12 protein-coding genes and 1 tRNA gene are annotated in these 16,175 nt (G+C 46.6%); 7 read left to right on the top strand and 6 right to left on the bottom strand.

Going from position 1 to position 16,175, the window contains the following annotated elements; genetic code table 11:
- Window position 1: 1 nt before the first annotated feature.
- From AAEY83_RS12195 to AAEY83_RS12180, 4 genes are all read right to left on the bottom strand, one after another.
- Window positions 2-77, bottom strand: a tRNA-Gln gene (locus AAEY83_RS12195).
- A gap of 275 nt (window positions 78-352) precedes the next feature.
- Window positions 353-1,339 carry a 4-(cytidine 5'-diphospho)-2-C-methyl-D-erythritol kinase gene (gene ispE, locus AAEY83_RS12190; RefSeq protein WP_025645489.1) on the bottom strand — a complete coding sequence of 329 codons (987 nt, stop codon included), beginning with the start codon at window positions 1,337-1,339 and terminating at the stop codon, window positions 353-355.
- A gap of 16 nt (window positions 1,340-1,355) precedes the next feature.
- Window positions 1,356-2,021 carry a lipoprotein insertase outer membrane protein LolB gene (lolB, locus tag AAEY83_RS12185; protein ID WP_025645487.1) on the bottom strand — a complete coding sequence of 222 codons (666 nt, stop codon included), beginning with the start codon at window positions 2,019-2,021 and terminating at the stop codon, window positions 1,356-1,358.
- A 97-nt stretch (window positions 2,022-2,118) separates the two neighbouring features.
- The gene (locus AAEY83_RS12180; protein WP_025645485.1) at window positions 2,119-4,041 is read right to left on the bottom strand and encodes a tetratricopeptide repeat protein; all 1,923 of its coding nucleotides are present in this window, start codon (window positions 4,039-4,041) and stop codon (window positions 2,119-2,121) included.
- Between the two features lie 614 nt (window positions 4,042-4,655).
- Here AAEY83_RS12180 and hemA point away from each other — a divergent pair.
- The 4 genes from hemA to AAEY83_RS12160 all read left to right on the top strand — a co-directional run bounded on the left by hemA (window position 4,656) and on the right by AAEY83_RS12160 (window position 8,762).
- Window positions 4,656-6,071: a glutamyl-tRNA reductase gene (gene hemA / locus AAEY83_RS12175; RefSeq protein WP_025645483.1), complete on the top strand. Its 1,416-nt coding sequence runs from the start codon at window positions 4,656-4,658 to the stop codon at window positions 6,069-6,071.
- Between the two features lie 462 nt (window positions 6,072-6,533).
- Window positions 6,534-7,676 (top strand): aminotransferase class V-fold PLP-dependent enzyme, encoded by a 1,143-nt coding sequence (locus tag AAEY83_RS12170; protein WP_025645481.1) that lies wholly within the window; start codon window positions 6,534-6,536, stop codon window positions 7,674-7,676.
- A 172-nt stretch (window positions 7,677-7,848) separates the two neighbouring features.
- Entirely contained in the window at window positions 7,849-8,286 is a 438-nt protein-coding gene (locus AAEY83_RS12165) for a YeeE/YedE family protein (protein WP_037059074.1), read from the top strand.
- 56 nt (window positions 8,287-8,342) lie between these two features.
- A complete protein-coding gene (locus tag AAEY83_RS12160) occupies window positions 8,343-8,762 on the top strand; it encodes a DUF6691 family protein (protein WP_025645477.1) in 420 nt (139 codons plus the stop codon).
- Between the two features lie 285 nt (window positions 8,763-9,047).
- On the opposite strand, the gene AAEY83_RS12155 is transcribed toward AAEY83_RS12160, so the two are convergent.
- Window positions 9,048-10,712 carry an AMP-binding protein gene (locus tag AAEY83_RS12155; protein WP_025645473.1) on the bottom strand — a complete coding sequence of 555 codons (1,665 nt, stop codon included), beginning with the start codon at window positions 10,710-10,712 and terminating at the stop codon, window positions 9,048-9,050.
- Window positions 10,713-11,040: 328 nt separating this feature from the next.
- Between AAEY83_RS12155 and AAEY83_RS12150 the strand changes: the two genes are divergently transcribed.
- Together AAEY83_RS12150 and AAEY83_RS12145 are read left to right on the top strand one after the other, a co-directional pair.
- Entirely contained in the window at window positions 11,041-13,197 is a 2,157-nt protein-coding gene (locus AAEY83_RS12150; RefSeq protein WP_025645471.1) for an NADPH-dependent 2,4-dienoyl-CoA reductase, read from the top strand.
- 382 nt (window positions 13,198-13,579) lie between these two features.
- Window positions 13,580-14,779, top strand: a complete 1,200-nt coding sequence (locus tag AAEY83_RS12145) for a serine hydrolase domain-containing protein (RefSeq protein WP_025645469.1) — start codon at window positions 13,580-13,582, stop codon at window positions 14,777-14,779.
- Between the two features lie 47 nt (window positions 14,780-14,826).
- Here the strand turns inward: AAEY83_RS12145 and lplA are convergent, their stop codons facing one another.
- Window positions 14,827-15,861, bottom strand: coding sequence for a lipoate--protein ligase (gene lplA, locus AAEY83_RS12140; RefSeq protein ID WP_025645467.1), 1,035 nt, complete (start codon window positions 15,859-15,861; stop codon window positions 14,827-14,829).
- A 79-nt stretch (window positions 15,862-15,940) separates the two neighbouring features.
- Here lplA and AAEY83_RS12135 point away from each other — a divergent pair, with 79 nt between their 5' ends.
- Window positions 15,941-16,117, top strand: coding sequence for a hypothetical protein (locus AAEY83_RS12135; RefSeq protein ID WP_156923955.1), 177 nt, complete (start codon window positions 15,941-15,943; stop codon window positions 16,115-16,117).
- The last annotated feature ends 58 nt before the right edge of the window (window positions 16,118-16,175 follow it).

Raw genomic sequence — 16,175 nt, 5'->3', positions numbered from 1 at the left:
ATGGCAGGGGTAGCTGGACTCGAACCAACGGATGTCAGGATCAAAACCTGATGCCTTACCAACTTGGCTATACCCCTATTGTGGCGACCTATTATAAGTAAATTTTTAAATTTTGCAAGGCTTTTCGCCTTTTTCTTTGGATTATTTATAATAGTAAAGCTTAGCAGATAATGACAGACTCCGAACAACTAATAGTGCTGCAACTCAAGCCATCGTGGTCCAAATTTAGTAAATATCGAAGTTCTATTTAAGAAGTTTCACTCAAAAGTTAAAACTCTAGTACGATTTTGAATGCTTTTTAGGGTTAAAACAGCAGCCTACGTATGTCTTGATTTTTTTGTGCTGTTTTTAATTATAGACTCTCAACCACATAACCTGCACAAGGCGCATTTGCAATCCATTGATTCAATAGCGCTTTATCAGCCGCCACACTTGCATCTAAAGGTAAAAACACTGCGCTGCCTGAGCCGGTCATCCTTGCTGTGCCCAATGTGTCTGCCTCCAAGCCTTGTAAATAACTCAAAGCTTCTTCGACCGCAGGAGCCAGACTTATCACTACTGGCGTAAAGACATTCTGGTAAGGCGAATTTAGGTTTGACAGATAATCACGACTTTGATGGGTAATAGTCTTGGTAGACAAAGGCGCGATATCACGATTGAGCTTAGGATGAGCGAATAGCTCAGCAGTATTGACATGAGCGTTTGGCGTCAAAATCAGATAATGCTGATTTGGCAAGTCAATGCTGGTTAATTCTTCGCCAATGCCCATGGCGATAGCATCTTGCCCAAAGATAAATATCGGTACATCAGCGCCAATAGTCGTCGCTATTGTAATCAGCTCATCTTGATTTAGGTTAAGTTGCCAAAGCTCGTTTAAGGCGAGTAGGGTGGTGGCAGCATTGGAAGAGCCACCGCCTAATCCTGCGCCCATTGGTAGGTGCTTATCTAGGGTAATGCTGATAGCGTGCAAGGAGTGAGGCAGTTGTGCTATCGAAATCACATAAGCTAGTAGCGCTTTTGCCGCTTTAAAGATTAGGTTATCTGCTACATTATCAGTAATGCTAGCTGCGCCCTTAAGGCTGATTAACTGCTGAGTAAGCGCCGCCGCTTGCTGATCAATACTTGTATTCACTTGCGCAGCGTTAGGAGTATCTATCATGTCAGTCAAAGTAAACTGCAAATAATCGCCCCAATCGAGCAAGCGAAAAACAGTTTGCAGATTATGATAGCCATCAGCCCGCTTACCTGTGATGTGCAAAAACAGATTAATTTTTGCCGGTGACAAGCGCGTAAGGCTATTATTATCAGCTAGCGAGCAGTTAGTAACGGTCTGGGTCATTGGAGCGTCTATTTTATTACTGATTTAGATGGTTAATGGTCATGACTACTTTTTGACCTTGCGGCTGAGTGGCGATAATTTTGTTCGGTAGCTTGTTATTACCGTCATAGGCGAACTTAGCGCTCCAGTTGCCATTGACTGAGCTTATAAGGCGGTTTTGACTATCAACTTGTGGCGCGGTGTCCGAGGGTGCGGAGCGTCCTGATATCCAGTAAGGCATTTGCGAGATAGGTGCTTGCCAGCCAGTGGCTTTTTGCAGTAATGCTTCTGGATCCTCGGCGCTCAGGCTGCCGGTTTTTTCACTGACTAAAGTTGCCGTTTGGCCGTCATATTCGATGTTGGTTTTGCCAATGCCTAACGCACCCATCAGCTCAATAGCGAAGCGATTATCTTCTTGTCCCCAAGTATAAAAAGCGCTACCGCCTTGCTTGCTTGCATTGCTGCCATCAGCCGAAGAAGCAGAAGGCCCAGTTGGTATTGTCACACCGATTTTACCATTGATAGTGAAACTCTCAAGCTTCTGCGCTTGCAGGGTAGGGGTGGTAGTAGCGTCAGCTTGTGAGCTAGGTATCGACTGACAGCCAGTGCTCAATAACGCGCCACTAACTAGGGTCGCTAATAAGGCTGATTTTTTTGAATTTTTATTATGAATGGATAACGCTGTAGATAAAAATGTCGACATAAATTTTCCCTTAAAAAAGCAACTCAAAGAGAGTCGCTTAAAATACAATAATGAGCTATCAGTCTAAACTTTGAATGTTACTCAAATATGGAGTTCTCTAATAAAGTTGAATACGGTCATTGACGTTTTGTTGACCAAAAGCAAAGCGCTGTTGCAAATCGGCTAACAGCTCGGCGACCTTTTCGTTATTCTCAAGCCCCTGATAGGCTCGTAGCAACAGCACGCCTGAGCGTAGTGTTGGCAGTACCTCATAAGGTGTTTGTAGATAGTCGATAACTTGCGTGAAGTTATCATTGGCTAAGGCATTACTAGCCAATACATTCAGCGCTTGCAAGTGCAGCTCATTATCATAACGCGGATCATCATAGCGAATTTGAATAATCGTTTGCGCCAGCTCTAAGCCTTGAGTGGAGTTGCGATCATTGGCTAATAACAGCTGTGCGTAGCTAAGCTGGTACGATAAATTATCCGGATTGAGGTTTTGCAAATGATTGAGCAAGGTGCGCTTCACCACATAGTCATTGCGATCATCGAGCAATTGTACCCGCGCAAATAGTATCGCCTCGCTATTTGGATGCTTGCGACTGGCACGGCTCAACAGCTCTAGTGCTTCGTCAGCTTTACCTTGCTGCCACAAAATATCTGCTTGTAGCACAAAGGTATCAGGCGCGAAGACCTCAAAATCCTCACGCAGATTGCGTAAGGTGGCTATCGCGGCTTCGCTATTATCGGCTAATAGCTCAAGCTCCACCACTTTTTTACGTGCGGCCAGCACTAAGTCTTCTTGCATGACACTTTTTAGATAGCTTTTTGCTTGCTCAAAACGCTGTTGGCGCTCAGCACTGATGCCTAAATAATAATAGGCTTGATCCAAATAAGTCGGACTTTTTGCTAAAGTGTTCAGAAGCTGATCGGCGCTGGAATATTCTTGAATATCTAAGCTGACCAACGCGGCCAGTAAGGTAATCTCAGGGTCCTCGGTGAAGCGCTCATGCGCCGCTAACAGTAGCTCCCAAGCCGATACGCTTTGTTTTAAGTCTAACAAGTAGCGAATCTCATAGAGATACAGACTCTTGCTATCAGGATTGCGTAAACGCGCTTGGCTGACGTAATTGACTACCGTTTGCGCCGGTTCAATCTTGCGTAAGATATCTGCTTTTAGGGTGATATAAGGCACGTAGTCAGGCTGGCTGGCCAGCGCGCGCTCGATATGAATAAGCGCGGCTCTGGGTTCGTCAAATTGATAAAGTAGGCCAGCTTTTAGAACAGAGATTGAAGCGTTTTGCGCGCTGTCGATAGGCTGCAAGGCGGCTAATAGCTCACGCCGATCCTCATCGGTACTCGGATAAATACCGATGAGGATCTCGCTTAAATCAGCACGAGGGTCATAGCGAAGAATACGGTTCAAAGTCTCACTTGCAAGCGCATAATCATGAGCTTTTAGCGCCAAATGCGCCACATAAAACCAAGCCGGCACATGATCTGGGTTCTGATCTTGCCAACTTTTAGCAAACACTAAGGATTCATCAACCGCTTCATAAGCCAATGACAGACTCAAGGCACGTTCGAAAACTGCGGTCGCATCTCTTTTAAAGGCTTGCTGCTTATAAAGGCTCAATCCCCGCTCAATATCGCTGCGATCGGCGGCAAATTCAGCCTCTAATAAAGCGTAGAGACTGGGCTCATCATTGATGTTGTCTGTGTTCTTAAAATCGCTCTCATCATGAGATTGAGGACGTTCAGTAGTGCGGTCGTTATCGCTGACTGGCTCAGAAGCGACGGATGCTAATGTTGTCTGATAAGGCTGCCAAAGCTTCAATAATGGATCGAGCACTTTTGCTTGAGTATAAGTAGACAGGCACAAACCAGTCGCCAGCATTAAAGCAAGCTTTCGGTGTTGCCACAGACGTCTCATCGCCCTGCGCAGTAATACATGAATACGAGACTGCTCTCGATAGTCAAGACTTAAAGCAGCGTCCGGCTCAGGTTTTGCTTGTGATACTAATCCAAAAAACATCATAGCTGATGATCATTACCTATAAGTTCGCGCATTATCGAAACATTATACGAGCCTAGATTCACCCTAAACAATAGTACTCTTGTTATCGTATATATAGAATGTTGATGATAAGAATACCACAAACCCTCAAATAAAAAGTAACTCGTCGCCTAAGCTGCCGCGCGCGTTAACTTATTCATTTTAAGGTTATAAATCTTTAAATCGTTATTGACGACGGATCGCAGTAGAGGCGGATCATAGCAGGCGTTAGGGCTCGTTATTGTCGGAGCTATTGATTAACTAAACTGTTGATTATTAGGACTAGGGATAACGTATGCTGCCGAGTTGAATTTTTCTGATAAGCCCAGATAGAGTATAAGCTGCCCGAGCAGTAACGGAGTAATGATGGGGTAGTATTAAATAAAACGGATAACAATGGTACAATAGCTAGCTTTGTATTATCACCATTACAGTGAGCGGCTACGGGCTGCTCGGTAATTGGCTTAAATCAACAACGCGGCCTCCCAGTCTGCGCTTATATCCAAGCGTGATGGGCTTGCTTTTGCTTTTTTATCATGACGCCACTCACTGGTTTGAGCTCAGTCAGTAAACGTTATGCTTATGGTCAATCAATAATGAGATTAGTGGTCATTGGGGTCAATCACAAAACTGCACCAGTCGCTTTGCGTGAGCGCTTGGCACTTGTGGGCGCTGATGTAAATACGGCGCTTGAGCAATTAGAGCAGTTCACTGATGGCAGCATTATTGTCTCCACCTGCAATCGCACGGAAATCTATGCGCTAGTTCCTCAGACAATTCCGCAAACAGTCACGCCAGCCACTTCATCAAATATCAAAAACGTCACGCCAACGAGCGCTTCTGCGAGCGTCGCTGCTACCAGTAAAGCGTCTCACACTAGTAGCGCTAGCGTCTCACCAGCGGCTGTCAGCGCTCATATTCTAAAGATCAAAAACTGGCTCGCTGAGTTTAAACAATTACCGCTGAGCGAGGTGGATCCCTACCTTTATGTGCACCGTGATGTCCACGCTTTAACCCATTGGCTCAGAGTCGCGGCGGGGCTTGACTCGATGATATTGGGCGAGCCGCAAATATTAGGCCAAATAAAACAAGCGGTACATCTCGCGCAAAACGAAAAAGTACTCAATACTGAGCTAGGCTGGATAGTCGATCAAGTATTTGCAGCGGCCAAACGCGTACGTAACGAGACTCATGTTGGCGCGCAAGCGGTGTCGCTTGGTTTTGCGGCAGCCAAATTAGTCACTCAGATATTTGATGATTTTGCGAAACGCACGCTGTTAGTCGTGGCGGCAGGCGAGATGAATCGCTTAGTCGCGACGCATATCGCAGGGCTTGGGGTTGGGCGCATCATTATCTGTAACCGTAGTCCAGAACGCGCCGAGGCCTTAGCTGCCGAGCTGCAGCAGCCGGGGCGTAGCGTTGAGGTACAGCCCTTAGACGCTTTACCGCAGCTGCTCAGCGAGGCGGATATTGTCAGTAGCTGTAGCGGCAGCATGAGTGTGCTGATTGATAAAACCATGACGATGCAGGCGCTTAAGCGTCGCCGTTATCAGCCGATGCTGATGATCGACTTAGCCGTACCGCGTGATATCGATTCTACTATCAGTCAGATGGATGATATCTATTTATACTCTGTCGATGATCTGCAGCACGTCATCGCCGGTAACCTTGAGCAGCGTAGGCAAGCGGCCGTCGATGCAGAGCTACTCGTCAGCCAGCTGGTGGTGGAGATGGAGCAGAGCTTTGCGGTGCGCAAAGTCGGCCGTGACATCGAACAGTATCGTAATCGCACGCACACGCAAGTCGATAAAATCCTCTCTGAGTCCATCGCTAGATTAGAGAATGGTGAGGTTAATGCTGAAGAAGTCATCACGGAGCTCTCCAGACGCCTTACGCAGACATTGTCTCATGCGCCCTCAAAATTAATGCGCAAAGCGGCCAGTGAAGGTGATAGCGAGTTGTTAGATTTTGTGGTCTCAGGGTTACATGATGCCTATCGCGATAAGGGCTAAACAGGGTCAAGATACTAAGGCTATAAGTTAAGGCTAGATGTTAAGGCTAGATGTTAAGCTTAAATACTAGGGCGAAATACTGTAGTGAAATACTAGGGCGAAATAAGCGAACAAACGCTAACGTAAGCCCTCAATAGAACCGCTAGCAGACTATTGCCAGTGTGGCATAACAGTGATAATATCAAATGATATCGCCTATATTATGCTTGCGCTCTGTACATGACAGTAAGCCCTGCATAAACCCAGATAGCTCACCTGTAGTGTCTTGGGCCTGTAGTCCTCTGGTAATATCTACCAACGGCAATAGCGCTAGGATAAAGCGCTATATCGTCTATTCTAAATTGTCTCTTTTATGAGTTGAAACCTAACCGTCTCAGCCCTTATTAGTGTCTAAATGACTGTCTCATTAACGCAGTTATCTCAACCACACAATCTAAATAATCTAAAAACAAGGAGTGTCTCATGCCTGCATTACGCCAAGATATCGATCCAAACGGTCTATTAGAGTATTCAGTGGTCTATACTGACCGTGCCCTTAACCATATGTCAGAAGTCTTTCAGCAAGTGATGAATGACTTATCGAGCGACCTAAAATCTGTCTATAACGCTGACGCCGTCGCTATTGTTCCAGGTTCGGGTACTTATGGCATGGAAGCGGTAGCCAATCAGCTGGCCAAAGATCAAGACTGCTTAATCATTCGCAACGGTATGTTTAGTTATCGCTGGACGCAAATTTTAGAAAAAAGCAATCTTGCCAAATCCTCTACGGTATTAAACGCCCAGCGCGAAGATAGCGACGCGCTAAAGCCTTTTTCACCGGTCGATATCGATGAAGCGGTCGCTAAAATTAAAGAGACCAAGCCTGCCATGGTATTTGCCCCGCACGTTGAAACCTCAGCCGGTATGATCTTGCCTAATGACTATATCAAAGCTTTGAGCGAGGCCACTCATAGCGTTGGCGGCTTATTGGTCATTGACTGTATCGCCTCAGGTTGTGTCTGGCTCGATATGAAAGCGCTTGGTATCGACGTGTTGATCAGTGCGCCGCAAAAAGGCTGGAGTAGTACGCCTTGCGCCGGGCTTGTGATGATGAGCGATGCGGCCGTCCAGCGCGTAGAAAATACAGAATCTAATAGCTTTAGTCTGGACTTAAAGAAGTGGTTAGAGATTATGCGCGCTTATGAGAATGGTGGTCACGCTTATCATGCGACAATGCCAACCGATAGCTTGCGCCAGTTCCGCGATACTATTACAGAGTCTAAAAAGATCGGTTTTGATAAACTATGCGATGCGCAGTGGCAGCTAGGTAACCGTGTCCGCGAAGTACTACAAGCTAAAGGCATCGAGAGTGTCGCAGCTGAAGGCTACCAAGCACCAGGCGTGGTGGTATGCTACACCGACCGTGATGATATGCATAAAGGTGCGGCGTTTGCGGCGGCTGGCGTACAGATTGCCGCTGGTGTGCCGCTCAAAGTTGGCGAGCCTGACAATTTTAAAACCTTCCGCTTAGGTCTGTTTGGTCTGGATAAATTGACTGATATCGACGGTGCGGTTCAGCGTTTTGAAAGCGCTCTTGAGCAAGTATTAGCAGAGCAGTCTGCTTAATAGCTACTTTGGCGCTTACAGGCTTCATATTGGAGAATATAACCGTCAACAACCCAAGCATTTAAATATACTGAGCCTGTTAATGCAGTCGCTCAGTATTTTTTTAGCTATTTATTATATTTTAATATATAATGTTTTTATATAAAACAAAGTAGCTTTTGGATCTCTCATTATGGGTATACAAATAGATTGGCAAGTTTTCACGCCTATTTCATTGGTAGGCGGCCTCATATTAGGCGTAGCGACGGTTATCTTACTCTTAGGTATTGGCCGTATAGCCGGTATCAGCGGTATTACTTCAAGCCTGCTAAAGCCAAAGCGCGTCGAGATGTGGCAAGTACTGTTTATTGCAGGTTTAGTTCTCTCGCCTTTACTCTATAGTGTGTTCAGACCGCTACCTGATATAGAGGTTACGACCTCTTTACCGCTGCTGATTGCAGCAGGGTTGTTGGTCGGCTTTGGTACGCGCTTAGGCTCAGGTTGCACGAGTGGTCACGGCATCTGCGGTAATGCGCGCTTGTCGCCGCGCTCAATGGTAGCCACAGCGACTTTTATGGCGTTTGGCATCATCACCGTGTTTATCGGCCGGCAAGTATTGGGCTTGATTTAAATGGCTGTTATGGCTAGAGGTTTTGAGAAAAAGAAAGTAAATAGTGAGAATGAACTATGCTAAAAAATATCATCGGCTTACTAACAGGACTGCTGTTTGGCTTAGGACTGCTGATATCGGGTATGACCGATCCGGTTAAGGTGCAAGGGTTTTTAGACGTCTTTGGCGCGTGGGATATCTCACTGGCCTTAGTGATGGGCGGCGGCCTTGCTGTCGCTATCGTTGGGGTGCAATGGGCTCGGCGGCAGCGAAAGAGCTGGGTAGGCGATGAGATTGAGATGCCGACCAAAACAAAGGTTACCAGCAAGCTTGTCATCGGCGCGATGCTGTTTGGTATCGGTTGGGGCCTTGTCGGTATTTGTCCTGGGCCCGGTGTCGTACTATTAGGCATGGGGCAATGGCAGGCCTATGTGTTTATTCCTGCGATGCTAGTTGGGATGCTGGTATTTCAGTGGCTTGAGCCAAAGATGAATTGATAGTTGCGCTTGGTAATATCGCAATCTGTTGATAGTAAAAAGCTCAGCCTAAGACAATTAGGGCGTGTCCCTAATTCAAGCGTTTATGACTAAATGGGCTAAAAATGGCTAAATCTTTGGCAAACGGTGTCAAATAGCTGGCCAATATCTTGATATTACCTGCGCTATTTTCCTTGTTTGCCTGCGATTTATCTCATTTTTATCACCATTTTTAAAATAGGGACACGCCCTAATAAATACTTATTACTAATAAATACTTAGCATCAATAAGTATTCTGCATAGCGCTACTCGGAGCTAGCGGTGACTTTTGGTGTCTCATGGGCTAATGACTTGGCCGCTTGACGTAGCTCAAACTTTTGTATTTTACCGGTACTGGTCTTCGGAATTTCAGCAAAGATAATGTACTTGGGCACTTTAAAGCCTGCTAAATGCTGCTTGCAGTGTGCCATGACAGTGTCGCGCTGTAAGGTGCTGCCCTCGTGAATCTCGATAAAGGCCACGGGCACTTCGCCCCATTTGTCGTGCGGTGCGGCAACGACGGCGCAGCTTTGGACGGCAGGTAGTTTGTATAAGACGTTTTCGACCTCGATACTTGAGATATTCTCGCCGCCTGAGATGATGATGTCTTTTAGCCTATCCATAATCTTGATATAGCCATCAGGGTATTTGATCCCCAAGTCACCGGTGCGAAACCAGCCATCTTTTAGCGCTTCATCAGTGGCTTTACGGCTTTTTAGATAGCCTTTCATTACCATGTTACCGCGCAGCGCCAACTCGCCCATCTCCTCGCCATTGGCTTCAACCGGCTGAGTCGTGCCTTGTTTAAAGACCTCAAAGCCTGTCATTAAGTGTGAAACCACGCCTTGACGCGATTTTTTTTGCGCGCGTTCAGCGACGTCCATGTCTTGCCATTCGGGCTGCTCAGCGCAGACGGTGACGGGTCCATAGACTTCGGTCAAGCCATAAACATGGGTGATATCAAAATCCATCGCCTCCATTGCCGTCAGCATCGTCTCTGATGGCGGCGCGCCAGCGACCCAGCCTTTGACCTTATGATCAATCGCGTCTTTGTACTCTTGTTTACCGCCCGCTATCATATTATGCACCACAGGCGCCGCGCAGTAATGAGTGACCTTGTGCTTAGCGATTAATTGCAAAATCAGCTCGGCATCAATCTGGCGTAAGCAGACATTGACGCCTGCGCGCTCGGCGATCGTCCACGGAAAGCACCAGCCATTACAATGAAATAGCGGCAGCGTCCACAAGTAGGTCGGATGCTTAGGCATATCCCAGTCTAAGATATTAGATAGTGCATTTAGCGTCGCGCCGCGATGATGGTAGACCACGCCCTTTGGCTTACCAGTCGTGCCAGAAGTATAGTTGAGCGCGATAGCTTCCCATTCATCCTCAGGTTTTTCCCAATTATCCAAATCATCTGAGCTGGCAATCAATTCCTCGTAAGTCATTTTGCCAAAATCTTCTACCTCAATGGCTGCATCTGTGGCATGAATGACGATCAGATTAGGAAAAGTCTCGTCGATAATCTCCGCCAAATCCGCAAATTCGCTATCCATAATCAGCACTTTGGCCTCAGAATGCTGCACGCAAAAGGTTAAGGCATTGATATCGAGCCGAGTATTCAACGTACAAAGCACACCGCCCGACATCGGCACCCCAAAGGCGCATTCGACCATAGCAGGGGTATTAGGCAGCATGACGGCTACGGTGTCGTTTTTATCGATACCCAGTTTGCGCAGGCCATGTGATAACTGACGGCAACGTTCAAAAGTTTTGCTCCAACTCTGGATGAGATTATTATGCTGAAGATCATCGTAGATAATGGCGGCTTTGTTAGGATACACTTGCGCGCTACGAATGATAAAGTCGATAGGGGTAAGTGGTTGATAGTTAGCAGGATTCTTACCAAGGCCAGTATGGAAATCAGTCATAGTGATAGTCCTTTATCTTATTTCGGGTTTTACTATAATTTAAATACACTTTGATGATAGTTTTGCTTTACCAATTCAGCAAATATTTCAATTAAAAGCGTATTCATTATAGCCAAAGACAGCGCAAAAGTCGGTCGTATTTGTAAGAGTCGTTTAAGAGAAACGCTGAATAGAGTTAAATATAAATGATAAATAGCTTGTGTTCACTCATCAGTCGTTTGTCTGCATAGCTGACGACAAAGCGGTTGTGTTACGATAGCAGCCATATAAGGTTTAGCTATTTTGCACTATGAACCCCTCATTAACCTGAATTTACAAGGATCGTCACATGAGCGCTAGCAGCACTGAGAATCGCAAAGCCAGTAGCAATAACACCATCAATACTGCTCAAAGCAATGAGCACTACCCGCATCTTTTTGAGCCGCTAGACTTAGGCTTTACCACACTCAAAAACCGCTTAGTCATGGGCTCTATGCATACCGGCCTTGAAGACCGTTTTTATAATTATGGCAAGCTTGCTGCTTATTTTGCAGAGCGTGCCAAAGGCGGCGCGGCGATGATGATCACCGGCGGCATCTCACCTAACCGCGAAGGCTGGTTGCTCCCTGCTGGCGGTACCATGAATACTAAAATGGACGTTATCAACCATCAACGCGTCACCCGCGCCGTACACAAACACGATAGCAAAATCATCATGCAAATCTTGCATAGTGGTCGCTATGGCTACCATCCGTTTATCGTCTCCTCAAGCCCAATCAAATCACCGATTACCCCGTTTAAACCGCGCAAAATGACTATCAAAAATATTGAGCAGACGGTCGAGGACTACGCACGCTCTGCCAAACTGGCCAAGCAAGCGGGTTATGATGGCGTTGAGATCATGGGCTCTGAGGGCTACTTACTCAATCAGTTTTTATCGCGCCATGTCAATCAGCGCAGCGATCAATACGGCGGTGATATCAATGGCCGGATGAAGTTTGCCGTCGATGTGGTCAAAGCCGTACGCAAAGCCGTTGGCGAAGACTTTATTATTGTGTTCCGTCTATCGGTCATCGATTTGGTCAAAGATGGCAATGTTATGGACGAGGTCATCACTGTCGCCAAAGCGTTAGAAGAAGCGGGCGTGACCATTATGAATACTGGCATTGGCTGGCATGAAGCACGCGTCCCGACGATTGTCACCAGCGTACCGCGCGCCGCTTTTGTCGACTTTACCGCTGAGATCAAAAAACATATCAGTATCCCGATGATGGCGGCCAACCGTATCAATATGCCGGATACGGCAGAGGATATCGTCGCTAATGGTCAAGCGGATCTGATCCAAATGGCGCGTCCGTTCCTCGCTGACGCGCACTGGGTCAACAAGGCCGAAAAAGGTCAAGCCGATCGCATCAATACGTGTATTGCCTGTAACCAAGCTTGTCTTGATCATACTTTTGAGAATAAACGCTCGACTTGCCTTGTTAATCCGCAAGCCTGCTACGAGACTGAGCTGGTCTACAAAAAGACCAAAAATCCACAAAAAGTCGCAGTCATCGGCGGCGGTGTTGCTGGTATGTCAGCGGCTCATGTCGCAGCCTTACGTGGTCATGAGGTCACGCTATTTGAAGCGCGCGATATCTTAGGCGGTCAGTTCAACTATGCCAAAGTCATCCCAGGTAAAGAAGAGTTCTTTGAGACCATTCGCTACTATATCAATGAGCTTGAGCACCTAGGCGTTGAGATTAAACTCAATACCAAAGTCGATAAAGCGATGCTTGAAGATGGGAAATTCCAGCATGTGGTTGTCGCGACAGGCGTGGTGCCAAGAAGCCTTGAAGGCAAGTTAGAAGGCGCGGATCTACCGCAAGTGATCAGCTACACAGAATTACTCTCTGGTGAAAAATCAGTCGGCGAGACGGTGGCAGTCATCGGCGCTGGCGGTATAGGCTTTGATGTCAGCGAATATCTAACCGCGCGCCATGGTCAGCCGCTTGATGAGCTCGGCCCTGAGACCTTAAAAGACCCAAGCTACCGCCCTGAGCCGCAGTCTGTTAGCGAGTGGCGCGAGGAGTGGGGCGTCACTAACGATACTAACTATCAAAGCGATGGCGGTTTAATCCGTCCTGAAGGCATCAAGCCGATTCGCCAAGTGTATCTGATGCAGCGCACCAAAGGCCGCTTAGGCGCAGGCCTCAATAAAACCTCTGGCTGGGTGCATCGCGCCCATATCAAATCACACGGCGTCATTCAAGTGGCAGGCGTTCAGTACGAAAAAATCACTAACGAGGGCATTTGGGTCACCAATCCGCAAGGCCAAAGCCAGCTGCTCCGTGTCGATAGCGTGGTCGTCTGTGCCGGTCAAGAGTCGGTCGCCAGTCTGATGCCAAACGTTGGTGATGCGCCAGACGCACAGTATCATCTGATTGGTGGGGCGAAGCTGGCTGCTGAGCTGGACGCCAAACGCGCCATTCGTGATGGCGCTGAGGTTGCGGCGAGTATTTAAAAGTTTAATTTTTGAATTAAAGTTTTAAATTGAAAGGACGGTAGGGGAGCAATTTCCTGCCGTCTGCTTGTATCTGCCTTGCTGATGGCGTGCGGACTAATCTGTCTAGTGACGCTCCTGTTACCTCGATACCGCCCCTAGCCAGAGTCCGCAGCACCATCATCTACGACAGGATACCGCGTCTGTCAGGGCTAGCGGTAAGATCTGTTTTCTTGCAAGTATTGGTCGTAGTTAATATTGTTTTCAAATGTCATAAGTAGCCTACACTCTAAACTCACCACTCAAAAATCCACCTCCCAAAATTTCACATCCATGCTAAATTAAACCCTATCAACGATACGCAATCGTATTCACCAACCACGCCATGAAAAAGGATTTTATAATGGTAGTGTTAAAGACTCTATTTAAATGGATTGTTTTACCTATCATCGCGCTACTGATTATTATCAGTTTAGGCTTGGTCGTGACCGGCAATGCCTATATTTTTCGCGGTCTACAGCTCACTTATTTAAAAGGTGAAGCCACGGCTAATATCGATGATTATGTCGATTTTGATAATCGTACCATTCGCGCAGGCGAGCCTATCACTTGGCAAAAGCATCCTGATTTTGATCAAGTTGTCCTCACGCCGACCCTACAAAATGCCTTAGACACCGATGAAACTGTCGCCTTCGCCATTATCAAAGATGGTAAGCTGGTCTATGAGAACTACTGGCAAGACTACGGAAGCGACTCGCATACCAATAGCTTTTCGATGGCAAAAACCGTCGCTACTATGCTCTATCTCAAAGCGGTGGAGGATGGCTATATCGATAGCGTCAATGAGCCGATTACCACATGGCTGCCAGAATACGCGAATAACGAGTATGCACAAAACTGTACGCTGGCAGATTTATCCGCGATGACCTCAGGCTATGATTGGACTGAGGATTATTACTTTCCGATTAACCCAACCGCTGAGTCCTACTACGGTCATGATCTTGTCAAGCAGATGGTCAATCGCGACTTTGTCGAACCGTGCGGCGGAAATTTTGAATATTCCTCCGGCGATACGCAAATGCTAGGCATTGCTTTGGCGCGAGCGCTAGAGCCTCACGGCTATACCGTATCGAGCTATCTTGAGGAAAAGTTTTGGCAGCCTTTAGGTATGCAGGGCGATGCCTACTGGTCGCTCGATGGTGCAGCAAATATAGAAAAAGTCTACTGTTGCTTGAACGCCAGCGCGCTCGATTTTGCTAAGTTTGGGCAACTCTTACTAAATGGCGGCGCGTGGCAGGGCGAGCAGCTACTGAGTAAAGCGCATGTTGATCTCATGATTACGCCCAATGTCGATGCCTTTGCCGCAGGGCAAGCGCCAATATATGGGCATTCAGTGTGGACGGATATGGACAGCCCGATTCCTTATTACGCGATGCTTGGACACTTAGGTCAGCGTGTGCTCGTGCTACCCGAGGAGGACGCGATTATCATACGACTTGGCAAGCAAAAAGGCTTACCTACGCCAATTAAGGGGTTCAATTTGGAGCCTGATTTGGGTCAGTATGTAACGGAGGTGAAGGCTTTTTTGGATGGTTTAGAATAAAGTAGCAGCGGTTGCAAGACTATGTCTTGCTTACAGCCGAAGCACCTTTAGCCTTCCATTTCGTCAAGCAACCACTCAGACACATCACCAACTTGCGCGGCTAATTCATCATGTGCTTGGGCTAGCTCAGCAAGCTTAGCTTTTACCTCACTACGATTGTATTTAGTGCCCGTTAAAGTCTGCTTCAACAAGTCGATCAGCTCCACATTTAGCGCATCAGAGAAGATGACGACATCGGTAATGACAGCTTGCTGAACATCCATATGCAAATCAACAATACCCCAGTCAAAACGGGTCTCGATATGATGACTAAACTGCGGCGTCTTACCAAAGCGCCAGTTCCAGTCCGCCATCTGCTCGTAATAGGCGTTTAACGAAGGTTCTTTTGCTAGGGTGTCTCTGTCTAATTCCTCTACGGGCACAGTTCCACTATAATCAGTATCACCATGATCAGTGTCTTGATAGTATTCGCAGAACGCTTCGATAATGGCATCGGATAAAGTTTCGTGATTGATATCTTCATTAAACTCAACCAGATTGGCCACGCGCGCACGAACAGATTTAATGCCTTTGGCTTGCAATTTGAGCGGATGCGGATTGAGATAATCGCCGAGTTTTTGCATGTTAGCGTTCACGAGTAGTGTCCCATGATGAAAGCTACGGTCAGATGCATGCTTAAAGGCGCTGCCCGATATTTTCTTATCGCCGACTTGCATATCATTACGTCCGGACTGCTCAGCATCGATACCGAGTTTTTTTAGCGCATTGACGATAATAGTGAAGTTAGCATCTTGGTCGTAGTCGGCCTTGGGTGACAAAAAGGTAAAGTTGGTATTACCTAAGTCATGAAACACCGCGCCGCCGCCGCTTTGCCGCCGTGCCAAAAACACCTCGTCTGCTTCCATCTTATCGATTTTGCATTCTACCCACGGATTTTGCGAGCGTCCGATGACCACGGTCTCGCTATTGCGCCATAGGAAAAGCGTGTGCGACTCAGGATTAAGGGTATTAAATATCCAGTCTTCGGTGGCGAGGTTAAACCACGGGTTGGTGACGGCGGATTTTAGGATGCGTAGTTTCATTATTTGTCCTTTTTATTATGTGTAGTAGGCTTTCACATATAATGTTTACATATTATTCAATATCTATAGGAATTCTAACATGAGCGACTTAGATAAATTAGCAAGATTAGCTGACCTTTTTACTCAAATACGAGATATTCTAATTCAAGAGAATGAGAATAATTGGATAAGAGGTATTAACTCAATATTGAATCAAATAAATTATTCATTAGAGAATAATGAAAAGATAAAAGACACTATAGTTAAGTCTTTATAAAATCGATACAGCCCATATCATAAAACAGTTTAGGGAGATTATTCTCCATCCACCCTTG

Source organism: Psychrobacter sp. TB20-MNA-CIBAN-0197, from assembly GCF_040309765.1.
Classification (GTDB): Bacteria; Pseudomonadota; Gammaproteobacteria; order Pseudomonadales; family Moraxellaceae; genus Psychrobacter; species Psychrobacter submarinus.
This window is presented reverse-complemented; position numbering and strand designations above follow the sequence as displayed.